Raw genomic sequence first — 25,703 nt, 5'->3', positions numbered from 1 at the left:
CTGAAAATCTTCATCAAGACGCTCGGAAAGCTGGCTGTATTTTTTCTGCGCTTCATCGTTTAACCCGCCACCAGTTGCCCATGATCCAGCTTCAAAACGCGATAGTTCATTTGATTGATCAGTGAGATATCGTGCGACGCAATCAATACGGTGACGCCGACTTGTTGAAACTGCTCGAATAAATGCATGATTTCCGCTGACAATTCCGGATCCAGATTCCCGGTTGGTTCATCGGCTAGAATCATCGGCGGTTTATTGACAACAGCTCTTGCTATGCCAACACGCTGCTGTTCGCCGCCGGATAAAGCCAGCGGATATTTTCTTTCCTTGCCTAACAATCCCACCTTATCCAATGCGGCACGCACCCTACGGGGGACCTCGTGGTGTCCATAACCAGCAATCAGTAACGGTAACGCCACGTTATCAAAGACTGTCCTGTCCTGTAACAATTTATAGTCCTGGAAAATCAACCCGATTTTCCTTCTTAAATAGGGAATCTGGCTTTCCTTTGCCTGATTGACGTTATGGCCGTCCAATAAAATTTGCCCGCGGCTGCAACGCTCGATGACGGCAATCAATTTCAATAAGGTACTTTTGCCAGCCCCTGAATGGCCGGTTAAAAAGGCCATTTCGCCATGTTGCAAATGGAAACTGACATTGCGCAACACATCCCCGGTCTCAGGATAACGCTTGCTGACTTTATCAAACTTTAACATAACATTTTTCAGTCTTTGACGAATAATGCGTCTACAAAAGTTTCCGCATTGAAATCCTGCAGATCATCGATTCCTTCCCCTATGCCGATGAAACGGATGGGAATGCCGAACTGTTTAGCCAGGGCGAAAATGACACCGCCTTTCGCCGTGCCGTCCAGTTTAGTTAAAACCAGTCCCGTTAAGGCAACTGTCTCATTAAACAGCTTGGCCTGAGACAATGCGTTTTGACCGGTACCGGCATCCAATACCAATAAGACTTCATGAGGTGCCGTTTCATCCAGCTTGCCCATGATCCTTTTTACTTTTTTCAGCTCATCCATCAAGTTTGATTTCGTGTGCAATCGACCTGCTGTATCGGCAATCAACACATCGATGCCTTTTGCCTGCGCGGACTGGACGCCATCATAGATAACCGATGCGGAATCAGCGCCGGTATGCTGAGCCACCACATGGATGTTATTGCGCTCTCCCCAGGTTTGCAGCTGCTCGACGGCTGCAGCTCTAAACGTATCGCCGGCCGCCAGCATGACGCTATAGCCTTGAGCCTGCAGACGCTTGGCCAGTTTGCCGATAGTCGTAGTTTTGCCGGCGCCATTGACGCCCACTACCAGAATGACAAATGGCTTATCCTGTTTAGGGATATGCAGAGGCTGGCTGCAAGGTTGAAGCATAGCCAGCAATTCCTGCTTCAAGGCTGATGTCAGCGCGGCGCTGTCGTTCAACTGATGCCGCTCGACGCGCTCAGTCAGGCGTCTAATGATTTCCGTTGTGGCATCCATGCCGACATCGGCCATTAACAAGCGGGCTTCAATCTCTTCCAGCAAATCCTCGTCAATTCCCTTTTGCCCCAGAGAGATAGTGGCTAATGCACCGCTGAGTCCGGAGCGGGTGCGCTTTAGCTGCGATTTGAGGCGTAAATACAGAGATTCGGCCGGCGGCTCGACATAGACCTCTTCAGCAACAACGCTGGCAGGCACTTCCACCGCAACGGGCTGCGGCACTTCTGCATAGACGTATCTGCTGTAAAAACTGATGGCGACCAGCGGCAGCATCAGCAGCTCAGAAAACGCATTATGCGCCACTACCGCCCATAAAGGCATGGCCAGCTTGACACTGACAATGCCCATGACGACTTGCACAAACAGCAACACACTCAAAAGCAGACCGGCTTTTCTAACGGGCTTCGGACAGTTTTCCGAAGTAGCGCTCAGCATCAGCAAACTGAGCAGAATAAAGCTGACCAGTGCGCCCACCCTATGCAGCCAGTGCGCCGCCACTTGGGCATTGTAGGGAATTACACCGCTGTATCCGTTGATTAAGCCGTTGAATAAATTAAGTGCACCTTGATAATCGGCTTCAGGCCACCAGGCGCCATTGCACTGCGGAAAACCGGCGCAAGCCAATGCAGCGTAATTCGTACTGGTCCATGCGCCTAAAACAGTTTGCAAAAACAAAACCAGCATGGCAAAGCGGGCAAAGTTTACAGGACCTGTGCGTGATTTTGATACAGAAACGAGTGGGTCCAGCCGCAAGTATAGCCAAGACAATCCCCAGAAAATCATCATTCCCAGCAGCACGTGACCGGTTACCACAATCGGCATGGCTTGCGTTTTTACAATCCACGCTCCCAGAGCCGCCTGCAATCCGAACAAGAGCACCAGCGCCCATGAAACTGTTATAGATTGCATGCGCGCCTGTTTCTGACGCCACGACATCAAAGCCAGCAATACGATAAAAAAGCCTAGGAAGGCCGCCAGATAGCGGTAACTCATTTGCTTCCATGCTTTTACGGTATCAAGCGGCTTATCTGGAAATGCTTGTATGGCTTGAGCTCTAAAATCCGCATCATCACTTATTACCAATTGACCATAACAGCCAGGCCAATCAGGACAGCCTAGCTCCGCTCCCGATAAACGAACATAGGCTTCCAGCACGATCACTATTAACGCTAAAACGGCGCTAAAGAGGGTTATTTTTCTAAACATTTTTTATATTTCTATTAACCGATTTGTGAAATTTTCAGAAGATGCATCAGATCGCTTTTTACTTTATAAGGATCGAACCCAGGCTCATATTGCATCATTAAATTGCCTAACGGGTCCATTAGCAGCAGCATACCGTCGGGTACACCGTCTTGCCTGATAGCAGCGATTTTTCTAATGAGGGCTTCATTTGGCTTGAGTCTTAATAAGCGCGTGTCATCTTTCCACCACGCTGCCGCGGTCTCAGGAGCAACATCCTGAAAAACCATGACGACACGACGAGTCCGGATCAAATCCTTGCTCATCATTAGCTGTAATTGTTTGGTTTTGTACATAGCATCCTGGCATACTTCATTGCAATCATCATGCGGAATCACATTGACGATCAGCCAGTGTCCCGGCAATTGATCCATATTCTGCGCTGTAAACTGATCAAATCCTGCAAAATCGCTCCGTTCAGTCGTGATAACAGGGGTTATAAGCTGACCGTAATTAGTTCTGCCTTCCAAAAGCTCAGGATTTTCTTTTAATACCCAGGCAATTAAAAAAGGAATGATAGACATACCAAAAATAGCCAGAATCAATAAACGATTTCTTTTCTGCTGATTACTCATTGTCTCTTTTAAAACTGTACCAAATAAATATAAGCGTAAGCGTCAAGGCTAACCCGAACCACTGAACCGCATATCCTACATGCTGCTCTGGGGACATAATTGTTGTAGTGCGCCATTCCCGTTTAAATCCTCCGGATAAATTATTATCCAGTTCAATCTGGAACGAGAATAATGGATAGCCTAACTTCTTAGCCAGAACATCACTATCGACCCATTGAACCACCGAGGGCCAGCTGTCAGTCGGAATCTCAGCGCCGGACAATTTTATACCGACACTAGGAAAACTATTAATCCGCCCCGAAACAGTCGTTTGCTGCTCATCAACAGACAGATCAGGCAAAATTGAACGGTCTTTGTTATTTAGAGGTACCCATCCTCTGTTAACCAGTACCGCCCTGGTCTCCCCCTGCAATATAAACGGTGTCAATACATAATAGCCTGGCTTGCCGTCACTGATTTGATTATCTATCAAAAACTGATGCGCCGAATCATATCTACCGGTTACTGTAGCATGCCTGTATTTCAACACACTCAGATCATCTTCGGCATGTGCCGACAAATGCAGCGTACCGGAAGACATCCTTTGCTCCTCCAGTTTGATAAATGTCCGCTTTTCATCCGATCTTCTTAATTGCCAGGCTCCCAATGACAACAGCAATGATAATAAACACAAGTAAACTATTGTCGGGGCTATTTTGAGCTCCAGTGACCTGGAGCCAACTTTGATAATCATACTTTTTTGCTTTTACCTATTGGCACAGACAACTGAATAATCGAGAATACCAGAAACTTACTTGCCAGCATAACTACACCATGATCATAAAAACCATTGTTATTATTGCCTTCGTCTTCATCATTATCAGCCTCGGCTCTGCACTTTTTTATCTGGTTAAATATAAAGATCAGGAACAATCCGAAAAAACAGTCCGTGCACTGACTTTTCGCATTACTCTTTCAATCATTCTATTCATTTTTATTTTTATCGCCTTTGCTACGGGTATCTTTAAACCTCATGGATTGGGCGTTCAAATGCACGGACAAAAGCCGGCACAGACTCAAAAATAGCATTGCTGTTGTTCCGACAAAAAAAAAGCGCTGCCGGTTTAGGCAGCGCTTTTTTGTCAGCCTTGTTTTTAGATTACATTAAATAAACAAATACAAACAAGCCTAACCACACAACGTCAACGAAGTGCCAGTACCAAGCGGCAGCTTCAAAAGCAAAGTGATTTTCCGGTTTAAAATGGCCTTTCCAGCTACGGAACAGCACAACGCTCAAAATAATAGCACCTACACAGACATGGAAACCGTGGAAACCGGTCAGCATAAAGAATGTAGATCCGTAAATACCGGAACCTAAAGTCAAGCCCATTTCAGTATAAGCTTCATGATACTCATAGGCCTGAAAAGTCACGAATAAAAAGCCCAAAGCCACAGTCGCCATCAAACCTTTGATTAGTTGATCGCGCTTTTGAGCCAATAAGCCATGATGCGCCCATGTGCAAGTTACACCGCTGGTTAACAGGATCAATGTATTCAGAAAAGGCAGACCCCAAGCTCCCATTGGCTCGAACTCGCCGCCGACATGGGCAGGACCGTTAGTCGGCCAGGTAGCTTCAAATGATGGCCACAACAGTTCTTTAGTGGCCGCACCTGTGCCTTCGCCACCTAACCAGGGCACAGATAAATTACGGGTATACCAAAGCGTGCCGAAAAAAACGCCGAAAAACATGATCTCTGAGAAGATGAACCACATCATACCCATACGATAGGAAATGCCTACCTGAGTATTGTACATGCCGGATTCACTTTCACCCGCCTGCAAGGTAAACCATCCGGCCAGCATGATAATAAAAACAACCAACCCCAATATCATCCAGGCTGATCCCATGGATGAACCATTTAAATGGTTTGCAAAACCTGCCAGCATTATCATTAAACCGGCAGTACCGATAAACGGCCAGGTAGCCTTATGCGGAACGTAGTAAGAGTTATTTGTAGACATAACCATCCCCTATTATTTTTTTACTGATGATTCAGTATTATCGAAAAATGTATATGCGAGTGTAATCGTTTTATATTTTTCTGGCAGTTCAGGGTTCACAACAAAACGCACGGGCATGGTTTTGCCTTCATGCGCTTTGAACGTCTGTTCTGAAAAACAGAAACACTCTATTTTTTGTAAATATTCAGCAGCAGGCCCTGGCGAAATACTTGGAATCGCCCGTGCCACCATCACTTTATCGGTCTTGTTTTCCGCATAGAAATTCACTGTATGGTATTCGCCCGGATGAATTTTTAATTTCTTTGTTTCTGGACGGAATACCATAGGCGTCGATTCATTCAACGCGGACATAAACTCTACGGTAATTTCTCGGCTCTTATCAACTTCGTAACTTATTTCCTTGACTGCTGCGCCCTCAACCTTGCCATTGAGGCCCGTGATATCGCATAGCACGTCATAAAGAGGAACCAGCGCGTAGCCAAAACCAAACATACCCAATACAACAAACACTAATGTAACAACTAACTTAGTGTTTTTTTGCGTAATGTTTTCTTTCATTGAGAAACTGCTCTTATTACCGCAAAAACATAAATAATGACCGCAACGATGATTAATACTACTGCTGTCAGAATATTCTTCTTTTTTGTATCCATATTGCACCTGATAGGCTGACTCTTATAGAGGCAACGTATCTTTAAAGTTACCTTTAATAAACATGATCTAAGCTTACAGATCCATTAGAACCTAATGGATCTGTAATATTCAGATTAGATATGTTCAGTCGGTACAGTGGCTGGAGGCGTTGTAAAAGTATGGTATGGAGGAGGAGATGGCAAAGTCCACTCCAGGCCATGCTTATGCGCGTCTTCCCAAACTTCATCTGTTGCTTTTATACCTGTACCGCCTTTAATGGTATCGATAACGATCCACAGGAACAGCAACTGGCTGATTCCGAAGATGAAGCCGCCAATACTTGAAATCATGTTCCAGTCAGCAAATTGAACCGCGTAATCAGGAATTCTGCGCGGCATACCTGCCAACCCCAAGAAATGCTGAGGAAAGAACAGAACATTGACTGATACAACAGATATCCAGAAATGCAATCTGCCGATTCTTTCGTTGTACATATAGCCGGTCCATTTAGGCAGCCAATAGTAGCCTGCCGCCATCAAAATAAAGACAGAAGCCGGAACCAGCGTGTAGTGAAAGTGAGCAACGATGAAATAAGTATCATGGTACTGGAAATCGGAAGGCGCTATAGACATCATCAGTCCAGTAAAGCCGCCCATGGTAAACAGTACGACAAAAGCGATCGAGAACAGCATCGGTGTTTCAAATGTCATTGAGCCTTTCCACATAGTGGCTGTCCAGTTGAAAACCTTAACGCCAGTCGGAATCGCGATCAGCATGGTTGCATACATGAAGTACAACTCACCTGCTACAGGCATGCCGACTGTAAACATGTGGTGAGCCCATACGATGAATGACAGGAAAGCGATTGATGCAGTTGCGTAAACCATTGAACTGTAACCGAACAAAGGTTTACGAGCGAATACCGGAATGATGGTGGAAGCCACACCGAAAGTTGGCAGAATCATGACATACACTTCAGGGTGTCCGAAGAACCAAAAGATATGCTGATAAAGAACCGGGTCACCGCCGCCAGCAGCATCAAAGAAACTGGTATCGAAGAAGCGGTCTGTCAACAGCATGGTTACCGCACCGGCAAAAACCGGCATGATAGCGATCAACAGGAAAGCGGTGATCAGCCAAGTCCAGACGAACAATGGCATTTTCATCAATGTCATAGCTGGAGCGCGCATATTGAAAATAGTCGCAATGATGTTAATCGCCCCCATGATGGACGAAATACCCAGCAAATGCACTGAGAAAATCGCGAAAGGCAATGCGGTGCCAGTCTGCAACACCAGCGGCGGATATAAAGTCCAACCGGCTGCAGGTGCGCCGCCTTCCATAAACAAGGTGCTGGCGAGCAATAGAACACCGGCTACGAGCATCCAGAAGCTCATGTTGTTCATACGGGGCAATGCCATATCAGGCGCTCCAATCATCATTGGAATCATCCAGTTGGCTAAACCTACGAACGCGGGCATAACCGCGCCAAACACCATCACTAAAGCATGCATGGTGGTCATTGAGTTGAAGAATTGGGGATTGACAAACTGCATGCCCGGTTCAAACAACTCAGCACGAATAACCATTGCCATTGCGCCGCCGACGAAAAACATCGCCAGTGCGAACATTAAATACAAGGTGCCGATATCTTTATGGTTAGTTGTAATTACCCATCTTAAAAGCCCCTTCTGAGGGCCGTGATCATGATGATCGTCATGTTCATGTTCAGCTACTACAGCAGACATATTTTAACCTCTATGAATATATGAAAAGATTTTATTGATAACAAAGTCAATGACTTACTCATCATCATCTTCAGCAGGCATAGCCGATTGCAGAGACTGAATCGCTGAAGGCTGTATAGAATCCCCTACCGAATTTCCCAGTTTGTTACGGATATATGTTGCGACTGCGGCAAAGTCAACCGCATTTAATGTCTTTCCGAAAGCCGGCATCATGCCTTTTCCGTTCATCATCAAATCAACCTGGGCATTGATGTCACCTGTTACCATAGGGCTTCCCTTTAAGGCCGGGAACGTACCAGGCAATCCGGCGCCATCAGCCATGTGACATGATGCACAGTTCTGGGCGTACACAGATTCTCCGCGAGCCACTAAATCATCAAGCGACATTTTTTTACTCGCATCCACTTTTTCCTGCGGCTTTTCTTTTGCGGCAGGAGCAGATCCTGCAGGCAGCAGTTCTTGTATAGCTTTAGGCTGTATTTCATCACCCACTGAGTTGCCTAATGCATTTCTGGTGTAAGTAATAACCTGAGCCAATTCAGCTGCGTTCAGCATTTTTCCGAAAGCCGGCATCATGCCTTTACCATTCAGCACCAAATTAGTCTGGTCTTTAATATCGCCTTTCACAACAGCGCTGCCGGTAATAGCAGGGAATGTGCCCGGAACGCCTTCGCCACCGGCCATATGACAGGATGCGCAGTTTTTCGCATAAACGGCAGCACCTTTAGAAACCAGTTCATCATGGCTTTGCTCACTTAAATCAGGCCCTTTTGCCGCTTCTTCCTGAGTCTTTTTCACCCAAGCATCATAGTCGGCCTGTTCCATTGCAACGACTACGATAGGCATAAAGCCATGATCTTTACCGCAGAGTTCGGTACATTGGCCACGATATACACCAGGTTTGTCAACAGAGGTCCAGGCTTCGTTAATAAAGCCAGGGATAGTATCTTTTTTCCAGCCCAACTCAGGCACCCACCATGAGTGAATTACATCAGCCGCTGTAAATACGAAACGAATCTTCTTCTTTGTAGGAATAACCAAAGGGTTATCCACATTCAACAGATAGTTGGGAACTGTACGAGGATCTATGTCCGAACCTACCTGACGCGCCTTATTACTGGCTTCATCCAGATTACTGAAAAAATGAATACCGTTATCCAGATATTCATATTCCCATTTCCATTGCCAACCAGTGACTTTAATGGACATATCTGCATTTTGCACATCATCCAACTCCAACATGGCTTTGGTTGCCGGAATGGCCATACCGATGAGAATCAGTGTCGGAATAATGGTCCAGATAATTTCGACAGTAGTATTTTCATGAAACTGCTCCGCTTTATGTCCTTTTGATTTACGGTGATGGTAAATCGAATAGAACATAGTGCCGAATACGACGACGCCTATGAATACACATATCCATAGAATCAGCATATGCAGGTCATAAATATCATTACTGATTTCTGTAACCCCTTTCATTAAATTGAGCGTATACGCCGCCTGCGCTGTCCCTAGGCCAAAAGCCATTAAGATCAGACCTGCGAGCAGTTGCTTTATTGTTTTCACGGAGCGCTCTCCTCGTTAGTAGTTATAAACTCTTGTATGCGTTATCGTTTCGTAATTTCAAAGACGCACTAAACCCCCATTGCGTCTTTTCTATAAGAATTCTCACAAATAAACTGTGCAATTCTAACCTATGAAGCTTCTCTAAGCTAGAAGTCTGTAGAATTTAGACCGAAGAGCTTCACTCTATCGCTATTTATCTTATGTATTGAAATCTACTTCGGAAAAAGACAATTTTGGATTTGTGTTGGTTTCTTATGACATCTGAATTAACTTGATGCAAAATAATTCTAACTGATGCGGAACAATTCAACTTGATGTAGAACAATTTTCTTGAATTAGTCACTGATAAATGAAACAACCAAGCATTTTCAATTCTCGATTGCCCGTCAACTTCTATAAAGTCCTGACAATTTTTAGTGCAACTTCTTCAGAAAAGCCGGATCAATCCGGCAACCGCCAATTTCGGGACGATTCAGCAGATCCTGCTCGAAATCCCTGAAAGTCGGCAACTGAAATGCTATGCGGTTAATTTTTCCGCCTGAAAATTCAAACTCTATGGCACCGCCTTTGGCGCGCGGACTGCCATCGTTGGTAGTAAATAAGAAAATCCCCACATTCTCCGCTGATTTTCCTTGCTGCTCAGGCGCAGGACGAGCGCAGCTCAGCTCGCTTATGGAAAGCCCGGAAAAGACTCGCGCCAATTGATGCGCGCTAATAATGATTCCTTCTCCGGGAATAACCGCGGGAGCGGATGAAGCTGGCTGCGCTGTTTGAGCCTCTGGCGCACCTGGGACTGGAGGCGCTAACGGAGCAGATGGATTCAACAATGCTTCCAGGCCGAAATCGCCCAAATGATTCTGTAGCAATACCGTACCGTCACCACTCTTTGCAGTAGTTAATAAAGGGAACATCTGGCGCGCCATTTCAGCCGGATTGGGATTTTTAAGCACTGAAATCAACTGCCTTTCCACTGACTGCATCGGCGTAAAAAACTGTTCTTTTTTCTGCCTGGATTCACCGATCAAATTCCAGTCCGACTGCGCATTGACGGATAAACCCATTGATTTCATAACGGCATAATCGTCAACCGCGAGACAATTACCGAAGCCCTTGCGGCGATAATCTTCCAGCACTTTGGGCCGGATCTCGTCGGCCATGGCCATCTGTGGAGATATATTATAGCTTTTCCAATCGCCGTTTTTAGCCAGAAAATAATAAAGCACGGCATTACGGTCAAACTTATTAAAGCCGAGATCCTTCAAAACCAGCTTTAATTTCCGGCAATTACTCTCGACTTCAGCATAATTATTCCAGTCGGGATTTAACTTCGGCTTTGCCGGATGCTGCGACTGCTCAATCAATTGCTGCAGTGTAATCTGGCCTGTTGTTGATTTTATGGGCGAGTACCACATTTCCTCCAGCGATAAATCTCGCGCGTCGGGAATTCCATCCGCCGTCATTTTCAACAATAATGACGGCAAAATTTCAGGATAAACCTTTAGTTCGCCCAGAAGCTTGATATCCGAGCCAAACGGATTGATGCCGCCTTCCGACACCTCATGAACCTTGAATACGGAATGATTGAGCGTACCTGCCTTGCCTGAAAATGAAGTCGCAGCCGGCAACGAGTGCGATTCCGAACTATGCTTGACTGATTCCTGGACGGCGGCCGGCGCCGCTTGCTGACTGCTTTTCACCCATTCGCTGGCGAACTGCCCCATAACGGCAACGCCCATACCGACCCCAGTCATCGCCAGCAGACCACTGGCCGCATTCACATCGCCGACCAGTTTTGATAAATTCAGATCATTATTGGCATCTGTATAGATGTTGTAGTCGACCATAGTCTCCTTGCCTGAATCCAAGCGTATCCACGGCGTGAGATACTGTTTTTTAGCCTCGAACTTGAAATTGCACTTCCCTGTCGCGGTCTGATATAGGAAACCGGTGGCTTCACTGTTGAACTTGAGCGCATTATTACGAACGCCGTAAATCAGAGCCGCTGATGAATCGCCCTTGCTATAGGATGGCGCAATATCAGCGCAGCCGTTTTTTAATACATTGTCCGCTTTGGAATCAAACTCGGAAATCAGCCGTACATAATAATCATCGCCGTCAATAACCGAAAATCCCTGCAAAGGCTGGAAAGAATGCGGCTCAATTGATGGAGGATCGATAGCAATTTGACGGGTAGTTGTGCATCCTGACAATATATAGCCAGCAGAGAAAATAAGAATGGAAATATAACGAATTGACATGCTTTAACCTTGTATCGCTAGCTGAACTGCGACTCAAGCCAAAAAAAGGGGAAAATAATAGGACTTTCCAGGGGGCTTTGTCATGCTTTATTTTTTAACGTGCATCCAAGCAAACTAAAGCACATGGAGATACAAAAGGATAAAAAATATTACAGCAGATCATATTTAAGGTATATATAAGGCACTTATTTGACGATGCCTTTCTCTAATTGTAAAAAAGATCATAGCCTACCTGACAAGAAACCCTATGCCTACTAAAAAGACCAATATTGATAAGGATAAATTAAATCAAATTGTTATTGAAGCCCGACGTAATCAGGAATTGCGGGAACAATCCTATCGGGGACAAGCGCTCAAAATGTACCCCTGGATATGCGGACGCTGTGCCCGAGAATTCACACACAAGAACTTAAGCGAACTGACCGTTCATCATAGGGACCACAACCACGACAATAACCCTCCCGACGGCAGCAATTGGGAATTATTATGCCTTTACTGCCACGATAATGAGCATTCGCGGTATGAAGAAGCTCGCTTTGACAGCGGTCAATCTCATAAAACGTCCGAGTCAATCCCTACCCATAATCCTTTTGCAAACCTCAAAGCCTTACTGGACAGCAAAAAATAACTCAGGAAGGCTTGTCAGCGGGCAATTGCATGACTACCCTGTCTTGCCATCAAGGAATCAATGCCGAGATTTGCCAAAGCATCCGCCCGCTCATTGCCCTCATCTCCTGCATGCCCTTTTACCCATCGCCATTCTATATCGTGCTTCTCAATAGCGGCATCCAGCCTGCGCCATAAATCCTCATTTTTAACCGGTGTTTTAGCTGCGGTTTTCCAGCCCCGCTTTTTCCAGTTGACCATCCATTCGGTGATCCCGAGCAGTACGTATTTTGAATCGATATGAAGCTCGATAGTACAGGGCCTTGTCAGCGCTTCCAGAGCCTGTATGGCAGCCGTCAGCTCCATACGATTATTTGTCGTTTCCAGTTCCCCGCCGTACAGTTCCTTGGCCTTACCTTTGTATTTGAGAATGGCGCCCCATCCGCCAGGTCCTGGATTGCCGCGGCAGGCGCCGTCGGTATAAATAATAACGCGATCAGTCATGTTGGCTTGATTCTGTTGGTGAACCCATTGAATTGGCAAAGACCAACTGGGGGTTTGTCCTTTCCACAGGTGCTAAAGGAATTAAATGATAACGGCGTTTTATCGCCTTCACCGCATACGCCGCCGCAGAAAATGCATGTCTGTTGGCATTCAATCTGCCATTCGTCGATTTCACCGAATTCAGATTAAAATCCGATGAGAGCGTTACTTCAAAGTTCAGCAACTTCAGCCAGTCTAATATTCTTGCCCTGGAAATAAAATGTCCACGCCAGGAGTCAGCCATTTTTTTATCCCATAAATACTGATACCTGACCCATAAGCTCCAAGGATTAAAACTCAGCACGACCAACAAGCCTTCCGGCTTCAGAACGCGTTCCACCTCTCTCATGGTCTGAAACCGATTGGCGTCGAATTCCAATAAATGCGGCAGTATTATCATATCAATGCTATTGCTTTGCAGCGGTAGATTATATGACTTTGCCTGAATCTTTCTTGCTTCATTACTGCCCAGATTTTTGGCATCGAGCACCGTATAGTTTTTGTATAAAGAGCAATCAATGAATTGATTTTCCCAGCCTAATCCACCGATCTGCAAAATAGTCTGCTTACAACTGACGGTAATAGCCCGCCGCAAATAGCATTCTTCAAGCTGCTTCAGCAGCTTGCCCCTGGGAGTCTCGTAGCAGGCAAACAAAAAATCGCGTTTCATTGATCTAGCTCAACAATTCATGGCTTTAAATGGTTTTCAAGGAAGACAAGCTGTACAATAATAAAATATTAAACCATTAGACTTCACCTTAGGGTTAGATGATGCATACCAATTTTAACAGGTCAGTTAATTTTTTATCTTTTTTGATCCTTTTAATAGCATCAGGTTGCTCGGAAAATGCTAAAGATCCCCTGAGCGTGAGTCAAAAACCGCCGCTTGTAGGCCAGGAAGACAGCAATTACGTATACCATCACCATACTCCATTATCTAAAAAAAGGTTTAAAGGATCATTAAACTCCCGCGGCAGCGTCTGGGAGCGGTTACTGTCTTTATACGCATTGCCCGAAATCGAGAATGAACGCATAGACCGCGAGTTAAACTGGTATCTGCAGCACCCCGACTATATTGCCAGGGTTCAGGAACGGGCAGAACCCTACATGCATCTTATCCTCAATGAAATTGAAGCCAAAGATCTTCCTGGAGAATTGGCATTACTGCCAATAGTTGAAAGTGCGTTCCTACCGGAAGCCTATTCAAAAAGCGATGCTTCAGGCCTCTGGCAGTTCATACCGGCTACGGGCCGCCTCTTCGGTCTCAAGCAGGATTCGTGGTATGACGGCCGGCGCGACGTCTATGCATCAACCAAAGCCGCCACTACTTTTCTTAAACAGCTGAACGAAACGTTTGATGGAGATTGGCTGCTCGCATTGGCTTCCTATAATTATGGAAAAGGCAATATAAGAAAAGCCATCGAAAGGAATGAAGACCTATCCCTACCGACGGATTACTGGTCTTTGAACCTTCCGGAAGAAACCATGAATTATGTGCCTCGGCTGCTGGCTGTGGCCAAATTATTTGCCCATGCCGACGAATACCATGTTCCTTTGCAATATATTCCAAATAAGCCTTACTTTGAGGTCGTCGACATCAAATCTCAACTGGATTTGGATAAAGCCGCTCAGTTGGCCAACACCCCGCTTAAAGAGTTTTTAAAACTAAACCCCGGCTTTAACCGCTGGACCACTGCGCCTGAAGGCCCTCATCGCTTATTGGTTCCCGTTGACCAGGCCCAGTCATTCAAAAGAAACCTGGCAATGCTGCCCGATGAAGACCGGGTCGCCCAGCATCGGTATTATGAAGAACGAGTACCTCATGTTCCCCATGACGAGCAGGTCACGCAAGTTGCTTACAATCGCCACAAGGTTCGATCAGGCGAAACGCTTACCTCGATTGCCACCCGAAATCATACAACGACCAAAGCCATCCGCCAGGCCAATCATCTGGCCGGCAATACTATTCACTCCGGCATGATTTTAAAAATCCCTTCATCGAGAAATTCAGCCAATTTCCCGATTATCGCCAAAGCATCTAAAAGTCACCTCCAGAATAGCCGAACCTATACTGTAAGAAAAGGCGATACATTCTGGAAGATCGGCCAAAATTTTTCGGTTAGCGGCAAAGATATCGCAAGCTGGAACAAACTCACGCTGGCAAGTTCATTGACACCCGGCCAAAAACTCATCATTAAAGGCGGAGAGCAACAGCTTGTTACCTCATCTTCTGCAGAACCAAACCCATTCCGCCTGATCCATTACACCGTCAAGCCGGGCGACTCATTGATGAAAATTACCCGGAAATTCAATGTCTCGCTTACAGACCTCCGCAAATGGAATTCAGACACAATAGGCAAGGCTCTGCGTCCCGGGCAAAAAATAAAAATCCTGATTGATAACAGCCAACCCACAACCTAAATGCGGATAGACGAGGTATAGCTATCAATAATATTGATAGCTATACCTCACATTAGTCTCTATAATGGGGAAGCTAGTAGGTCTTATATGGCCACTAATCCAATTTTGCATGTTATTCAGCATTTTACAGAAATCCTATTCGTTTTTTCCTTTAAATTGCCCGATATATCTGCAATCGAACATCTTTTATTTATTGAGGTAATTTATATGGCATTAGGTACTGTTAAGTGGTTTAACGAATCCAAAGGATTTGGTTTTATTTCACCTAGCGATGGCGGTGCAGATGTGTTTGTGCATTTTTCTGCAATCTCTGGCGATGGCTATCGCACACTGACTGAAGGTCAACCAGTCAAGTATGAAGTAGAAAAAGGCCCTAAAGGCCCGCAAGCATCCCAAGTATCCATAGCTTAATCTTACGGTACTTTCTGATCCACGACCCCATCGGCATAAACTGAGGGGGTTGTGACTAATATAGGCCAAATTGGCCAATCCTCCGAACTTAGGACATATCTGTTGAAACGAATTTTTGTAGGAAATTTACCTAGCGACGCCACTGAAGAATCTGTACAAGCTTTATTTTCCCAATATGGAAAAGTCCGCTCCATCCAACTGGCTTCGGATATATTTAGCGGTAAATGCCGAGGCTTCGGCTTTATCGGAATGGAAGGCCATGAAGCCCGAGCGGCTATCGCCGGGCTAGACGGCAACCTGTACTGCGGAAAACCTTTAAAAGTCAAATTTGAAGAGCCGACTGGCGGCAGAAACGGCAGACGCCATTAAAGCGCATTCAGGCAATTTATTTTCCATTTGACTTGCCACTTTTTTAAATTGCCATCAATTTATGAGGGACTGCGCGGGCAGAAAAAGTCAATTCTCCCTGCAGTCGCTCTGCTTAAGAATTTAAGCGGACAGGCATAATGATGAGGCTTATGAAATTCACGGCTGCTTTTTCGTTGGCCCTTGAGAACTACTGTCGTCAGCATCTTTTTTTATCACACTGATGCCGCCGTCGCTCTCCAGATAACACGCCTTGACCTCACTCGCCCGCTCCACCCCCTGTTGTCGTATCAGGCTAATCAGCTCGTCCTGAGTAATCATTTCCTGACGCATATTTCTGCGCAGCATCCGGCCATCTTTTATCAACAACAAGGGAGCGGGATGAATAAGTCGTTGAAAAGAAGGGATACTGTGACCTAGCCAATCAAGCAAGTAATCCCAAAAAGCAATTGTCGCGACTAAAACGAGCCCTTCGGTAATGGATTTATAATCGCCGGCCATGCCATTCTGGGCCGCGTCAGCAATAAGCACAATCACCAAAACATCGGTTATTCCCAAAGATCCAGCCTCACGCCTTAGCACCCGCAATAAAACGAACAGCATCAGATAGATGATCGTGCCGCGTACAATAATCTCCAGAATACCAACGGATGGAACAAAAACCGACCGCCAATCAATCTGAAATAAAATATCCATTGTCTTGCCGGCTTACGGCTTCAATACCACTTTAATGCAGCCATCTTCCTTGTCGCGGAAAGTCTGGTAAGCCTGAGGGCCATCCTCCAATCCCAGACGATGCGTGATAACAAAAGACGGATCGATCTGACCGTCTTCAATCATCTCGAGCAACGGCTCAAGATAGCGTTGCACATGCGTCTGCCCCATTTTCAAAGTCAAGCCTTTGTTCATCGCCGCCCCCATCGGCATATGATCGAGAAGACCGACATACACGCCAGGAATTGAGACAGTTCCTCCCTTACGACAGCACATAATCGCTTCACGCAAGGCATGCGGGCGGTCAGTGGCCAAATAAAGCGCCGCTTTCGCCTTATCGAGTACCGCATCGAAACTGCCGGTACCGTGCGCCTCGCAGCCGACGGCATCAATGCAGCGATCAGGGCCGCGGCCATTCGTCATCGCCATCAATCGATCGTAGACATCCTCTTCCTCAAAATCGACGATTTCGGCTTTGCCGTACTCTTGCGCCATGCTCAGGCGTTCCGGCACACGGTCGATAGCAATGACGCGGCCGGCGCCCATCATCCAGCAACTCTGAATAACGAACTGTCCTACCGGTCCACAGCCCCATACTGCTACCGTATCCCCTGCCTCAATATGGGCATTTTCGGCAGCCATATAGCCGGTAGGAAAAATATCGGACAGAAAGAGCACTCTTTCATCGGGCAGCCCGGATTTAATCTTGATCGGCCCAACATCGGCATAGGGCACGCGCAGATATTCCGCCTGGCCGCCCGAAAAACCACCTAACAAATGGGAATAACCGAAAATGCCGGCCGGCGAATGCCCCATCACCTTGCGCGCCATTTCGGCATTCGGGTTAGTGGTATCGCAACATGCGTAAAGCGTTTTTTCGCAGAAGAAGCAGTGCCCGCACGAAATCGTGAAAGGAATAACGACGCGGTCGCCTATATTCAAAGTACTCACCTCAGCGCCGATCTCAACAACCTCCCCCATAGACTCATGACCCAAAATGTCGCCTGACTCCATGGTCGGCATATAGCCGTCGTAAAGATGGAGATCGGAGCCACAAATCGCGGTAGACGTTATTTTTACGATAGCATCCGTAGGATCGACAATAATGGGATCGGGAACAGTATCAACACGTACATCGGATTTACCATGCCAACAAAGTGCTCTCATAGCTGTGCTCCTGAAGAAACGGATTACGAGGCGATTCGCCTCGGAAATGACTGTAACCTTAGTTCCATTCAGCGTTTCTGTCGGTACGATGGCGTACACAAGATTGAAACCACGCCGGCTGAGCAATGCCTTGCCGTCATCTTGCCCTTAATCACTGAAAACCTGCTTTTAATCGCTGAAAGTAAGCAAAAAATGGCATTAGATTTATCGTTATACTGTCTTCCTACACTATAATTAAGCTCACTCAGCAGATGATGACGCTTCTGCCAATGTCCAATTCCTTAATAAACAACTTTAATAAACGCTCAGAGATCATATGTCACTGCAAATTTTCCGCACCAAACACCTCAAGCCGGATGACCATTCCGGCACCGGCCTTCACCGCTGCTTATCGGCATGGGATCTTGCCTTTCTGGGCATTGGCGCCATCATTGGCACTGGCATTTTTGTCCTGACCGGCATAGCCGCCGCAACGATGTCCGGGCCCGCCGTCATACTATCGTTCGTCATAGCGGGGTTGGCCTGCGCATTTGCCGCGCTGGCTTATGCAGAACTATCCGCCGCCATCGGAGGATGCGGCAGCGCTTATGGCTACAGTTATGTGGCGTTCGGCGAGCTGTTCGCCTGGATTATCGGCTGGGATTTGCTGCTCGAATACGGCATTTCGGTGGCGGCCGTCGCCAACGGCTGGTCCGGCTATTTCAACAACGCCTTGGTGGCCATCGGCCTGCCACTGCCGGAAATGCTGACCAAAGCGCCCAAACTGGGAGGCTTGATCAACCTGCCGGCCTCGGCCATCATTCTGCTCCTGATGGGTCTGCTGATCATAGGCGTCAAGCACAGCGCCAAAACCAACAATGCCATGGTATTCGTCAAACTGATCACCATAACCGTGTTCATCGCCGTCGCCGTGTTCAACGTCAATCCGGCCAACTGGAGCCCTTTCATGCCTTACGGCTGGTTTGAGACCTTGCCCGACGGCAAGACGACCGGCGTTCTGGCCGGCGCATCGCTGGTGTTTTTTGCCTATGTCGGTTTCGACGCCGTTTCGACCGCCGCGGAAGAAGCCAAAAATCCCCAGCGCGACCTGCCCTTTGGCATTGTCGCCTCGCTGATCTTCTGCACCATCATTTATATTGTCGTATCCGGCCTGCTGACCGGCGTCGTGCCTTATACCGACCTGAACGTCTCCTCGCCCGTGGCGCACGCCCTGAGCCTGATCGGCATCAACTGGGCATCGGCGCTGATCGCAACCGGCGTCATCGCAGGGCTTACGACGGTAATGCTGGTGCTTTACTATGCCCTGACGCGCATCATCTTCGCTATGTCGCGCGACGGCCTGCTGTCGCCTTTCTTTTCCGAGATCAACCCTAAAACCCAAACGCCGGTGCGCGTGATTGTGCTTTGCGGCATCATCATATCGCTGACTGCCGGCTTCATGCCGCTGGGCGATCTGGCGGAACTGGTCAATATCGGCACTCTGGCCGCATTCGTGCTGGTCTGCCTGGGCGTGCTCATACTGCGCATCGTCAAACCGGACATGCCCCGTCCGTTCCGCGCGCCGTTCCACCCATTGTTCCCGGTACTCGGCATGCTGTCCTGCGGCAGCTTGATGGCTTTCCTGCCCGCCCTCACCTGGCTGCGTTTCATTATCTGGCTGGTTCTTGGCCTGATCATTTACTTCGCCTATTCGATGCGCCACAGCAAACTGGCAAAATCCGCCTAAACGACTCTGCTTGTCATCGTCTGCCTTGCAAAAGGCAGACGATGACCTCACCCGCCGCCACAATCGATATTCCGCACGCTGCCCTGGCGCAATCCCGCTAAACTTTGCCAGGCGTTTTTGAATCTAAAATTGATGAAAAACAGAATCCCTACATTAAAAAATCGTCTTCCTGCAAGCATTTTTTAACCATATGAGGATTCATTATTTTCTCGATAACCACTATATATTGTGTTATCCTATTTATAAATCACTACATATCGATTAACAAGCATAAATTGCCCGCAAAAGCAACGGCTTGTTTTCATCCCCTTACACAACAATCACAGGGACTTATCAATGACAGCCAAACTCCATGTCGTAGCCAATGCCGTGACCGAAATACCGTTCCAGGATGCTTCGATTGACATCTGGGATACGAAATATCGTTTAAAGACCAAAGAAGGCGTCGCTATTGACGCCACAATGGACGAAACATACCAAAGGGTGGCCAAAGCGCTGTCTGAAGCGGAAAAAGGCAAAGCCAAGCAAGAACAGTACTACAAGGAATTCCTGTGGGCACTGCGTCAGGGCGTCATACCGGCAGGCCGCATTATTTCCAATGCCGGCGCGCTGGAACACAAACCGGCCACATCGACGATCAACTGCACCGTGTCCGGCACGATCGCCGATTCGATGGACGATATCCTGCACAAAGTGCATGAAGCCGGCTTGACCCTGAAGGCCGGCTGCGGGATCGGCTATGAATTCTCGACGCTCCGGCCCAAAAACGCCTACGTGTCCGGCGCCGGCGCCTACACCTCCGGCCCGCTGTCGTTCATGGATATCTACGACAAGATGTGCTTCACTGTCTCCTCGGCCGGCGGCCGGCGCGGCGCGCAAATGGCCACGTTCGATATCGGTCATCCCGACGTCGTCGAATTCATCCGCGCCAAACGCGAAGATGGCCGCCTGCGCCAGTTCAACCTGTCGCTGCTGATCACCTCGGAGTTTATCGAAGCCGTTAAAAACGACAAACCATGGCCGCTGTCATTCCCTATCACCGAAAAAGAACTCCAGCTGGACAAGCTCGACCTGAATAACCCCGAGCAGATCATCTGGCGCGACCTGCCCGGCAAAGACGAAGGCTATATCGTCAACGAAGACGGCCTGCTCGCCTGCCGCATCACTAAAACGATCCCGGCGCGCCGTCTGTGGGACATCATCATGAGCTCCACTTACGACTACGCCGAGCCCGGATTCATTCTGATCGACAAGGTCAACGAAATGAACAACAACTGGTTCTGCGAGAAAATCCGCGCAACCAACCCTTGCGGCGAACAGCCGCTGCCGCCTTACGGCAGCTGCCTGCTAGGCTCCATCAACCTGACCCGTTTCGTCAAAAAGCCGTTCACCAGTGAAGCGCATTTTGACTGGGACACTTACCGCAAAACCATCCGCATTTTCACGCGCATGCTCGACAACGTCGTCGAAATCAACGGTCTGCCCCTGCCGCAGCAGCAGCATGAAATCCTCACCAAACGCCGCCACGGCATGGGTTATCTGGGCCTGGGCTCCACCGTCACCATGCTGGGCATGAAATACGGCGACGAACGCTCGCTGCAATTCACCGAAGAAGTGACCAAAACCCTGGCCGTGGAAGGCTGGAAGGAAGGCCTCGCGCTGGCCAAGGAAAAAGGCCCCGCCCCGATCATGGAACAGATGTTCACCGTCACCGGCGAAATGTTGCACAAACGCCCTGAAATGGTCGCCGACGGCTACAAAGTCGGCGATCAGGTACCGGGCAAACTCCTGCACTCCAAGTACAGCCGCTACATGCAGCAACTGGCCCAGATCGAGCCCGAACTGGCCGCGCAACTGATCGAGACCGGCGCACGCTTCACGCACCACAGTTCGATCGCACCGACCGGTACGATCTCGCTGTCGCTGGCCAACAACGCCAGCAACGGCATCGAGCCGAGCTTTGCGCACCATTATTCGCGCAACGTCATCCGCGCCGGCAAGAAAACCAAAGAAAAAGTCGATGTCTATTCCTTCGAACTGCTGGCCTATCGCGCGCTGGTCAACCCCAACGCGATGCCTTACAGCCAGGAACCGGACCAGCAACTGCCGGACTATTTCATCGCCGCCGACGACATCACGCCCAAACAGCATGTCGACATCCAGGCCGCCGCGCAGAAATGGATCGATTCGTCAATCTCCAAAACCGCCAACGTGCCGACCGATTATCCGTATGAAGACTTCAAGTCGATTTACGAATACGCCTATGAGAAAGGACTGAAAGGCTGCACGACGTTCCGCTTTAACCCGGAAGTGTTCCAGGGCGTACTGGTCAAGGAATCGGATCTGGAAAACACCACCTACCAATTCACGCTCGAAGACGGCCATGTGGTGGAATTCAAAGGTAACGAAGAAGTGGAATATGACGGAGAAGTCCATACCGCCGCCAATCTGTTTGACGCCTTGAAAGAAGGCTACTACGGCAAGTTTTAATCGAGATTACAGACATGACACATAAGATCGCAAAAAAAATCGTCGGCTACAAAGTCCTGACCAAAGAAACTACTGCCGAAGCCGCCAAGCAGGAAGAACAGCAGGCGCTGGAGCGCATGCATGAAAACGTCGAGCGGCCCGAAGTGCTGGTAGGCTCCACCTACAAGATCAAAACGCCGCAGTCGGAACATGCCCTGTACATCACCATCAACGACATCATCCTGAACCAGGGCACGGAACATGAAGAGCGCCGCCCTTACGAAATCTTCATCAACTCCAAGAACATGGAGCATTTCCAGTGGGTGCTGGCGCTGACGCGCGTTATCTCGGCCGTATTCAGAAAAGGCGGTGACGCCTGCTTCCTGGTCGAAGAGTTGAAAGCGGTATTCGACCCGCGCGGCGGCTACTTCAAGAAAGGCGGCGTGTTCATGCCATCATTGGTTGCCGAAATCGGCTACGCCATTGAATCGCACCTGAAACACATCGGCATGATCAAGCCGGAAGTGATGAGCGACCATCAGAAGCAGTTTCTGGAAGAAAAACGCCGCGAGTTTGAAGCTCAGCATGGTTCATCGGAAGGCCAGGCGTTTCCTGAAAAAGCTGTGCTCTGCACCAAATGCAGCACCAAGGCTATGGTGCTGATGGATGGGTGTATGACTTGTTTGAATTGTGGGGAGAGTAAGTGTGGGTGATGGGAATAGGCTTTGTAACGGCATGAAGTAGATTATCTAATTTCGGATCGCCCTTGCTGAGCTTAAATTGAATAAAGAACAACTTTTAAAAATAATGCTGGATAACATACTGGATTTGCATGTTATCCAAATCCAGAAAATCACTTGTTATACGAAAAGGAAAGCATGAAACAACAAAAAGAATCACTTCGTTTACTTGAGGAAGCATTAAACGAACTTGAATCACCAAAAGGTTCAGTTTTATCTGCTGTCCAAAAGATATCTAGAGCATCAGTGATTATGGATAACACAGAAATACATACTTGGTGCCTAATTCAACTGGGTGAACAAGAATATACATCTGCTCTTAGAAAGTTTGTGGATACTCTTGTAGTAAGGCAAGAAGATGATTCTAAAGAGGTTGTTGAAGAGCTGGCTGAATACCAAAGAGAAATTGATAATCTTGGTTTGAAAGCGGGAGTTCATTATTCAAACGAAGAACTTACGGCAAAGTACCCAAAAAGCGGTGGTGGTTACGTAAATATTGGATTCGTTGAAGAGCGATATGCAGATCTAATACGAACCAAACGCGGCAATGATGGCACCTATTATAAAAATGATCTTAATAGGCATATTAACTATGTGCGTAAAAAAGCACATGAGGTAGCTTCAAAGTTATTCAACGAATTAAAGTTCTCAGGAACCGTTAGCAATTGCTTTGATTTACTTAAAAATGCGGTTGATGACAAATTATTAGATCTAGATCCGGTTCTTGCTGAGCAGTTAATGCTCGCATTCAAATCCGTTTCTTCTACTAAGGAAGAAGAATGGTCACAAGCTTTAACTACTTGCAGAAGGCTTCTTGAGGGTCTTGCTGACCAGTTATATCCAGCATCAGACCAGAAAACAAATGGAAGGGTTTTGGGGCAAGGCCAGTATGTAAACAGAATATGGGCTTTCATGGACGCTTCAATCGAGTCGGATAGCAATAAAGCACTAGCAAAAACGCATGTTGACTTTTTGGGTTCGTGGTTAGAGAAAATAAACAAACTAGCTAATAAAGGGGTGCATGCAGAGCTTGGGCAGTTGGAAGCAACTAAAGCGGTATTCCATACCTATTTGGTAATAGCTGATATTATGGAACACTTAAGTGAAGAAACTACCAATAAAGGCAAACCAAATATTAATACCGCAACCATAGATGAGCTAGAGGTATTGCTCTCAGTAAATCGGAATATAGCTAAAGAAATCTTTAAACATCGTATTAAAGAAGGCTTCTTAGATTCAGACACTCTTTCTAAGATAAATGGTGTTGGACCAAAAACAGTTAAGAAAGCCCAAGAAGAGTTTGTTATTGATGAGTAATCGTATAACAATCGCGTCAATTTTTATCGTTCCCACGCTCCGGCGTGGGAATTCAACTATAGACGCTCTGCGTCGATTTGCAAAAAACAATGATTCGCTAACGCGAAGCCTGATCTAACGCCGGTTCCCGCACCGGCAGGCGGGTTTCTTTCTTTTGCGCGGCCAAAAGAAAGAAACCAAAGAAAAGGCCGCCCGGATGCCGCTTGCTTCCTGCGTTCCTCAATTTCGACGGGGGTTGCCGAAAGGGGCTCCTGCCCCTTCGTCAACGTGCGGCATCCCTGCCGCACCCCTTCGGGCTATTCCCGCCGAAATCTCCGGTACTCGGCGCGGCATACGGGACTAATCCCGCACCTCATAACTGTTTATGTCCGTATGGTTAATGAATTGTTGAGTAAACTTAGCTATCCACCAACAGCAGGAGCCTGAAAAACGCAATGTGCCATGATGTTACTGGCCCGCTGGAAATGGCGGTTTGCTGCGCAAAACCGCCCTACGCTTCTGTAATCTCCTGCCCAAGCAACTTGCCGCCGGCAATATTAATGTTCAAAACATTTTGCACTACCTGACCGTCCGCTCAGAGTCGATTTCTGGTTGTCGATTGGCTGACGGAATCCGGCCAATTTCTGTCGGCGTTGTGTATTTTTGGACGGCTGCTATTGGTCGCAAATTGTCCGCTCAACGCAGAGGCAATCGGCACGGAGCCGCGTCGCGACGCGGCATCCGGTTCAGCGACATGTTATTCGCCATATCTGATGAATTCCCTCTTGCCCGGAATTCCCTCTTTAACCTCCCTCCATACGCCATCGATCAGTGCCTGGTATGCCCGGAATCCACACGGCACGCCTTGTGCTTCGAGGATGTTGGCCCTGTCCATGAGCTGGAAGTGGAGATGCGGCGCTGTGGAGTTGCCTGAGTGCCCGACATCTGCGAGATACTGGCCGCACTTTATATGATCGCCTTCATGAACCCGCACAGAATCAAGCCGCGCATGAGCGAAGAAAGCGTAAACCTCCCTGCCCCTCATTTTGAGAACTACGTGGTTGCCAACAACCGACCTGAGGTCGCCGGGCTTCTCCAGGTTGAAGAACAGCCCATTCTTGAGAACCACTGCCGTATCCCGCAGGAAATGCAATCGTTTCCTTTCGGGCCATCCGTCGTTGGCGGAGATCACCACGCCATCGAAAGGTGCATAGATCGGCTCGCCCCAACCATAACAATCCTTAAGCCTGACTCCGAACAAGGCATAGGCAATGATTGGGGGACGGAAGAATTTCCAGCCCTTCTCATCTCTTTGGATTCGCACGAAGTCATATGCGAACCGTTGGCCGAGCTGATCGCTACCATGGCTCGGTATCTGCTCTGCCGGGGTATACGCAGCCACCCATTCCCCACGCAGCGGGAAATCCACAATGACTGGTTCTGGCTCTGCTCTCATAACGTTTAACATTGGAGGTAACCGGGCGCCGGAGCGCATAGTGTGAGGGACACCCAACGGCACAACCGTTGGGCATGGTCGTATGACGGATGAATTATAGAGCGGATTCGCCTAGGCAATCCATCAATAACCGGAGCTTTAAAACCGTAATATTCTGCAATATTGCTGGCCTGTTGGAAATGGCGGTTTGCTACGCGAAACCACCCTTCGCTCTCGAAGGAAATTCACGCAACAGAACCGCTTACCCGAACAACGTGCCATCTTGCTAA

General features: G+C 47.8%; 23 protein-coding genes. 9 read left to right on the top strand and 14 right to left on the bottom strand.

The genetic code is table 11. The annotated features are described in order from the left end of the window. Nucleotides 1-59: 59 nt before the first annotated feature. Genes ftsE through IT781_RS07710 form a run of 4 tightly spaced genes read right to left on the bottom strand, consistent with a single transcriptional unit; the run spans nucleotide 60 to nucleotide 4,045 of the window. The gene (ftsE, locus tag IT781_RS07725) at nucleotides 60-716 is read right to left on the bottom strand and encodes a cell division ATP-binding protein FtsE (protein ID WP_027157159.1); all 657 of its coding nucleotides are present in this window, start codon (nucleotides 714-716) and stop codon (nucleotides 60-62) included. A gap of 8 nt (nucleotides 717-724) precedes the next feature. Then, nucleotides 725-2,701, bottom strand: a complete 1,977-nt coding sequence (gene ftsY / locus IT781_RS07720; protein WP_194969565.1) for a signal recognition particle-docking protein FtsY — start codon at nucleotides 2,699-2,701, stop codon at nucleotides 725-727. A 14-nt stretch (nucleotides 2,702-2,715) separates the two neighbouring features. Further along, the gene (locus IT781_RS07715) at nucleotides 2,716-3,312 is read right to left on the bottom strand and encodes a hypothetical protein (RefSeq protein ID WP_194969564.1); all 597 of its coding nucleotides are present in this window, start codon (nucleotides 3,310-3,312) and stop codon (nucleotides 2,716-2,718) included. Next, complete coding sequence (locus tag IT781_RS07710) at nucleotides 3,305-4,045, bottom strand: SURF1 family protein (protein ID WP_194969563.1); 741 nt, start codon at nucleotides 4,043-4,045, stop codon at nucleotides 3,305-3,307. The genes IT781_RS07715 and IT781_RS07710 overlap by 8 nt, the downstream gene beginning before the upstream one ends. Nucleotides 4,046-4,125: 80 nt before the next feature. Here IT781_RS07710 and IT781_RS07705 point away from each other — a divergent pair, with 80 nt between their 5' ends. Then, nucleotides 4,126-4,377: a twin transmembrane helix small protein gene (locus IT781_RS07705; protein WP_194969562.1), complete on the top strand. Its 252-nt coding sequence runs from the start codon at nucleotides 4,126-4,128 to the stop codon at nucleotides 4,375-4,377. Between the two features lie 73 nt (nucleotides 4,378-4,450). Here IT781_RS07705 and IT781_RS07700 read toward each other — a convergent pair whose 3' ends face one another. The 5 genes from IT781_RS07700 to IT781_RS07680 all read right to left on the bottom strand — a co-directional run bounded on the left by IT781_RS07700 (nucleotide 4,451) and on the right by IT781_RS07680 (nucleotide 11,519). After that, nucleotides 4,451-5,314 carry a cytochrome c oxidase subunit 3 gene (locus IT781_RS07700; RefSeq protein WP_194969561.1) on the bottom strand — a complete coding sequence of 288 codons (864 nt, stop codon included), beginning with the start codon at nucleotides 5,312-5,314 and terminating at the stop codon, nucleotides 4,451-4,453. 12 nt (nucleotides 5,315-5,326) lie between these two features. After that, entirely contained in the window at nucleotides 5,327-5,872 is a 546-nt protein-coding gene (locus IT781_RS07695) for a cytochrome c oxidase assembly protein (protein ID WP_194969560.1), read from the bottom strand. A 209-nt stretch (nucleotides 5,873-6,081) separates the two neighbouring features. Next, nucleotides 6,082-7,695 (bottom strand): cytochrome c oxidase subunit I, encoded by a 1,614-nt coding sequence (ctaD, locus tag IT781_RS07690; protein WP_194969559.1) that lies wholly within the window; start codon nucleotides 7,693-7,695, stop codon nucleotides 6,082-6,084. A gap of 54 nt (nucleotides 7,696-7,749) precedes the next feature. Then, complete coding sequence (gene coxB / locus IT781_RS07685) at nucleotides 7,750-9,174, bottom strand: cytochrome c oxidase subunit II (RefSeq protein ID WP_228778999.1); 1,425 nt, start codon at nucleotides 9,172-9,174, stop codon at nucleotides 7,750-7,752. A gap of 500 nt (nucleotides 9,175-9,674) precedes the next feature. After that, a complete protein-coding gene (locus IT781_RS07680; RefSeq protein WP_194969557.1) occupies nucleotides 9,675-11,519 on the bottom strand; it encodes a hypothetical protein in 1,845 nt (614 codons plus the stop codon). A 247-nt stretch (nucleotides 11,520-11,766) separates the two neighbouring features. Here IT781_RS07680 and IT781_RS07675 point away from each other — a divergent pair, with 247 nt between their 5' ends. After that, complete coding sequence (locus IT781_RS07675; RefSeq protein ID WP_194969556.1) at nucleotides 11,767-12,147, top strand: YajD family HNH nuclease; 381 nt, start codon at nucleotides 11,767-11,769, stop codon at nucleotides 12,145-12,147. A gap of 14 nt (nucleotides 12,148-12,161) precedes the next feature. On the opposite strand, the gene rnhA is transcribed toward IT781_RS07675, so the two are convergent. Together rnhA and IT781_RS07665 are read right to left on the bottom strand one after the other, a co-directional pair. Next, on the bottom strand, nucleotides 12,162-12,629 hold the full coding sequence (rnhA, locus tag IT781_RS07670) for a ribonuclease HI (RefSeq protein ID WP_194969555.1): 468 nt from the start codon (nucleotides 12,627-12,629) through the stop codon (nucleotides 12,162-12,164). Beyond that, a complete protein-coding gene (locus IT781_RS07665; protein ID WP_194969554.1) occupies nucleotides 12,622-13,338 on the bottom strand; it encodes a class I SAM-dependent methyltransferase in 717 nt (238 codons plus the stop codon). The genes rnhA and IT781_RS07665 overlap by 8 nt, the downstream gene beginning before the upstream one ends. 197 nt (nucleotides 13,339-13,535) lie before the next feature. On the opposite strand from IT781_RS07665, the gene IT781_RS07660 reads away from it, so the two are divergent. The 3 genes from IT781_RS07660 to IT781_RS07650 all read left to right on the top strand — a co-directional run bounded on the left by IT781_RS07660 (nucleotide 13,536) and on the right by IT781_RS07650 (nucleotide 15,869). Next, nucleotides 13,536-15,089, top strand: coding sequence for a LysM peptidoglycan-binding domain-containing protein (locus IT781_RS07660; protein WP_370526963.1), 1,554 nt, complete (start codon nucleotides 13,536-13,538; stop codon nucleotides 15,087-15,089). A 207-nt stretch (nucleotides 15,090-15,296) separates the two neighbouring features. Further along, on the top strand, nucleotides 15,297-15,500 hold the full coding sequence (locus tag IT781_RS07655) for a cold-shock protein (RefSeq protein WP_194969578.1): 204 nt from the start codon (nucleotides 15,297-15,299) through the stop codon (nucleotides 15,498-15,500). A gap of 102 nt (nucleotides 15,501-15,602) precedes the next feature. Further along, nucleotides 15,603-15,869 (top strand): RNA-binding protein, encoded by a 267-nt coding sequence (locus IT781_RS07650; protein WP_194969553.1) that lies wholly within the window; start codon nucleotides 15,603-15,605, stop codon nucleotides 15,867-15,869. Between the two features lie 156 nt (nucleotides 15,870-16,025). On the opposite strand, the gene IT781_RS07645 is transcribed toward IT781_RS07650, so the two are convergent. Both IT781_RS07645 and IT781_RS07640 read right to left on the bottom strand, forming a co-directional pair. Then, nucleotides 16,026-16,562, bottom strand: coding sequence for a DUF421 domain-containing protein (locus IT781_RS07645; RefSeq protein WP_194969552.1), 537 nt, complete (start codon nucleotides 16,560-16,562; stop codon nucleotides 16,026-16,028). A 12-nt stretch (nucleotides 16,563-16,574) separates the two neighbouring features. Further along, nucleotides 16,575-17,747: a zinc-dependent alcohol dehydrogenase gene (locus IT781_RS07640; RefSeq protein ID WP_194969551.1), complete on the bottom strand. Its 1,173-nt coding sequence runs from the start codon at nucleotides 17,745-17,747 to the stop codon at nucleotides 16,575-16,577. A gap of 316 nt (nucleotides 17,748-18,063) precedes the next feature. Here IT781_RS07640 and IT781_RS07635 point away from each other — a divergent pair, with 316 nt between their 5' ends. The 4 genes from IT781_RS07635 (at nucleotide 18,064) to IT781_RS07620 (ending at nucleotide 23,999) form a co-directional block, all read left to right on the top strand. Continuing rightward, entirely contained in the window at nucleotides 18,064-19,473 is a 1,410-nt protein-coding gene (locus tag IT781_RS07635) for an amino acid permease (protein WP_194969550.1), read from the top strand. 336 nt (nucleotides 19,474-19,809) lie between these two features. After that, the gene (locus tag IT781_RS07630; RefSeq protein WP_194969549.1) at nucleotides 19,810-21,963 is read left to right on the top strand and encodes an adenosylcobalamin-dependent ribonucleoside-diphosphate reductase; all 2,154 of its coding nucleotides are present in this window, start codon (nucleotides 19,810-19,812) and stop codon (nucleotides 21,961-21,963) included. A 14-nt stretch (nucleotides 21,964-21,977) separates the two neighbouring features. Beyond that, nucleotides 21,978-22,655: an NrdJb gene (locus tag IT781_RS07625; protein ID WP_194969548.1), complete on the top strand. Its 678-nt coding sequence runs from the start codon at nucleotides 21,978-21,980 to the stop codon at nucleotides 22,653-22,655. 165 nt (nucleotides 22,656-22,820) lie between these two features. Next, nucleotides 22,821-23,999, top strand: coding sequence for a helix-hairpin-helix domain-containing protein (locus IT781_RS07620; RefSeq protein WP_194969547.1), 1,179 nt, complete (start codon nucleotides 22,821-22,823; stop codon nucleotides 23,997-23,999). Between the two features lie 736 nt (nucleotides 24,000-24,735). Here the strand turns inward: IT781_RS07620 and IT781_RS07615 are convergent. Continuing rightward, the gene (locus tag IT781_RS07615; RefSeq protein ID WP_228778995.1) at nucleotides 24,736-25,446 is read right to left on the bottom strand and encodes a M23 family metallopeptidase; all 711 of its coding nucleotides are present in this window, start codon (nucleotides 25,444-25,446) and stop codon (nucleotides 24,736-24,738) included. Nucleotides 25,447-25,703: the final 257 nt, after the last annotated feature.

It is taken from the genome of Methylobacter sp. BlB1, from assembly GCF_015476545.1.
Classification (GTDB): Bacteria; Pseudomonadota; Gammaproteobacteria; order Methylococcales; family Methylomonadaceae; genus Methylobacter.
This window is presented reverse-complemented; position numbering and strand designations above follow the sequence as displayed.

What these genes read in the sequence shown, in the direction of transcription:
- ftsE (WP_027157159.1), bottom strand. Translation starts at nt 716, where the DNA reads ATGTTAAAGTTTGATAAAGTCAGCAAGCGTTATCCTGAGACCGGGGAT.
- ftsY (WP_194969565.1), bottom strand. Translation starts at nt 2,701, where the DNA reads ATGTTTAGAAAAATAACCCTCTTTAGCGCCGTTTTAGCGTTAATAGTG.
- IT781_RS07715 (WP_194969564.1), bottom strand. Translation starts at nt 3,312, where the DNA reads ATGAGTAATCAGCAGAAAAGAAATCGTTTATTGATTCTGGCTATTTTT.
- IT781_RS07710 (WP_194969563.1), bottom strand. Translation starts at nt 4,045, where the DNA reads ATGATTATCAAAGTTGGCTCCAGGTCACTGGAGCTCAAAATAGCCCCG.
- IT781_RS07705 (WP_194969562.1), top strand. Translation starts at nt 4,126, where the DNA reads ATGATCATAAAAACCATTGTTATTATTGCCTTCGTCTTCATCATTATC.
- IT781_RS07700 (WP_194969561.1), bottom strand. Translation starts at nt 5,314, where the DNA reads ATGTCTACAAATAACTCTTACTACGTTCCGCATAAGGCTACCTGGCCG.
- IT781_RS07695 (WP_194969560.1), bottom strand. Translation starts at nt 5,872, where the DNA reads ATGAAAGAAAACATTACGCAAAAAAACACTAAGTTAGTTGTTACATTA.
- ctaD (WP_194969559.1), bottom strand. Translation starts at nt 7,695, where the DNA reads ATGTCTGCTGTAGTAGCTGAACATGAACATGACGATCATCATGATCAC.
- coxB (WP_228778999.1), bottom strand. Translation starts at nt 9,174, where the DNA reads ATGAAAGGGGTTACAGAAATCAGTAATGATATTTATGACCTGCATATG.
- IT781_RS07680 (WP_194969557.1), bottom strand. Translation starts at nt 11,519, where the DNA reads ATGTCAATTCGTTATATTTCCATTCTTATTTTCTCTGCTGGCTATATA.
- IT781_RS07675 (WP_194969556.1), top strand. Translation starts at nt 11,767, where the DNA reads ATGCCTACTAAAAAGACCAATATTGATAAGGATAAATTAAATCAAATT.
- rnhA (WP_194969555.1), bottom strand. Translation starts at nt 12,629, where the DNA reads ATGACTGATCGCGTTATTATTTATACCGACGGCGCCTGCCGCGGCAAT.
- IT781_RS07665 (WP_194969554.1), bottom strand. Translation starts at nt 13,338, where the DNA reads ATGAAACGCGATTTTTTGTTTGCCTGCTACGAGACTCCCAGGGGCAAG.
- IT781_RS07655 (WP_194969578.1), top strand. Translation starts at nt 15,297, where the DNA reads ATGGCATTAGGTACTGTTAAGTGGTTTAACGAATCCAAAGGATTTGGT.
- IT781_RS07645 (WP_194969552.1), bottom strand. Translation starts at nt 16,562, where the DNA reads ATGGATATTTTATTTCAGATTGATTGGCGGTCGGTTTTTGTTCCATCC.
- IT781_RS07640 (WP_194969551.1), bottom strand. Translation starts at nt 17,747, where the DNA reads ATGAGAGCACTTTGTTGGCATGGTAAATCCGATGTACGTGTTGATACT.
- IT781_RS07635 (WP_194969550.1), top strand. Translation starts at nt 18,064, where the DNA reads ATGTCACTGCAAATTTTCCGCACCAAACACCTCAAGCCGGATGACCAT.
- IT781_RS07630 (WP_194969549.1), top strand. Translation starts at nt 19,810, where the DNA reads ATGACAGCCAAACTCCATGTCGTAGCCAATGCCGTGACCGAAATACCG.
- IT781_RS07625 (WP_194969548.1), top strand. Translation starts at nt 21,978, where the DNA reads ATGACACATAAGATCGCAAAAAAAATCGTCGGCTACAAAGTCCTGACC.
- IT781_RS07620 (WP_194969547.1), top strand. Translation starts at nt 22,821, where the DNA reads ATGAAACAACAAAAAGAATCACTTCGTTTACTTGAGGAAGCATTAAAC.
- IT781_RS07615 (WP_228778995.1), bottom strand. Translation starts at nt 25,446, where the DNA reads ATGTTAAACGTTATGAGAGCAGAGCCAGAACCAGTCATTGTGGATTTC.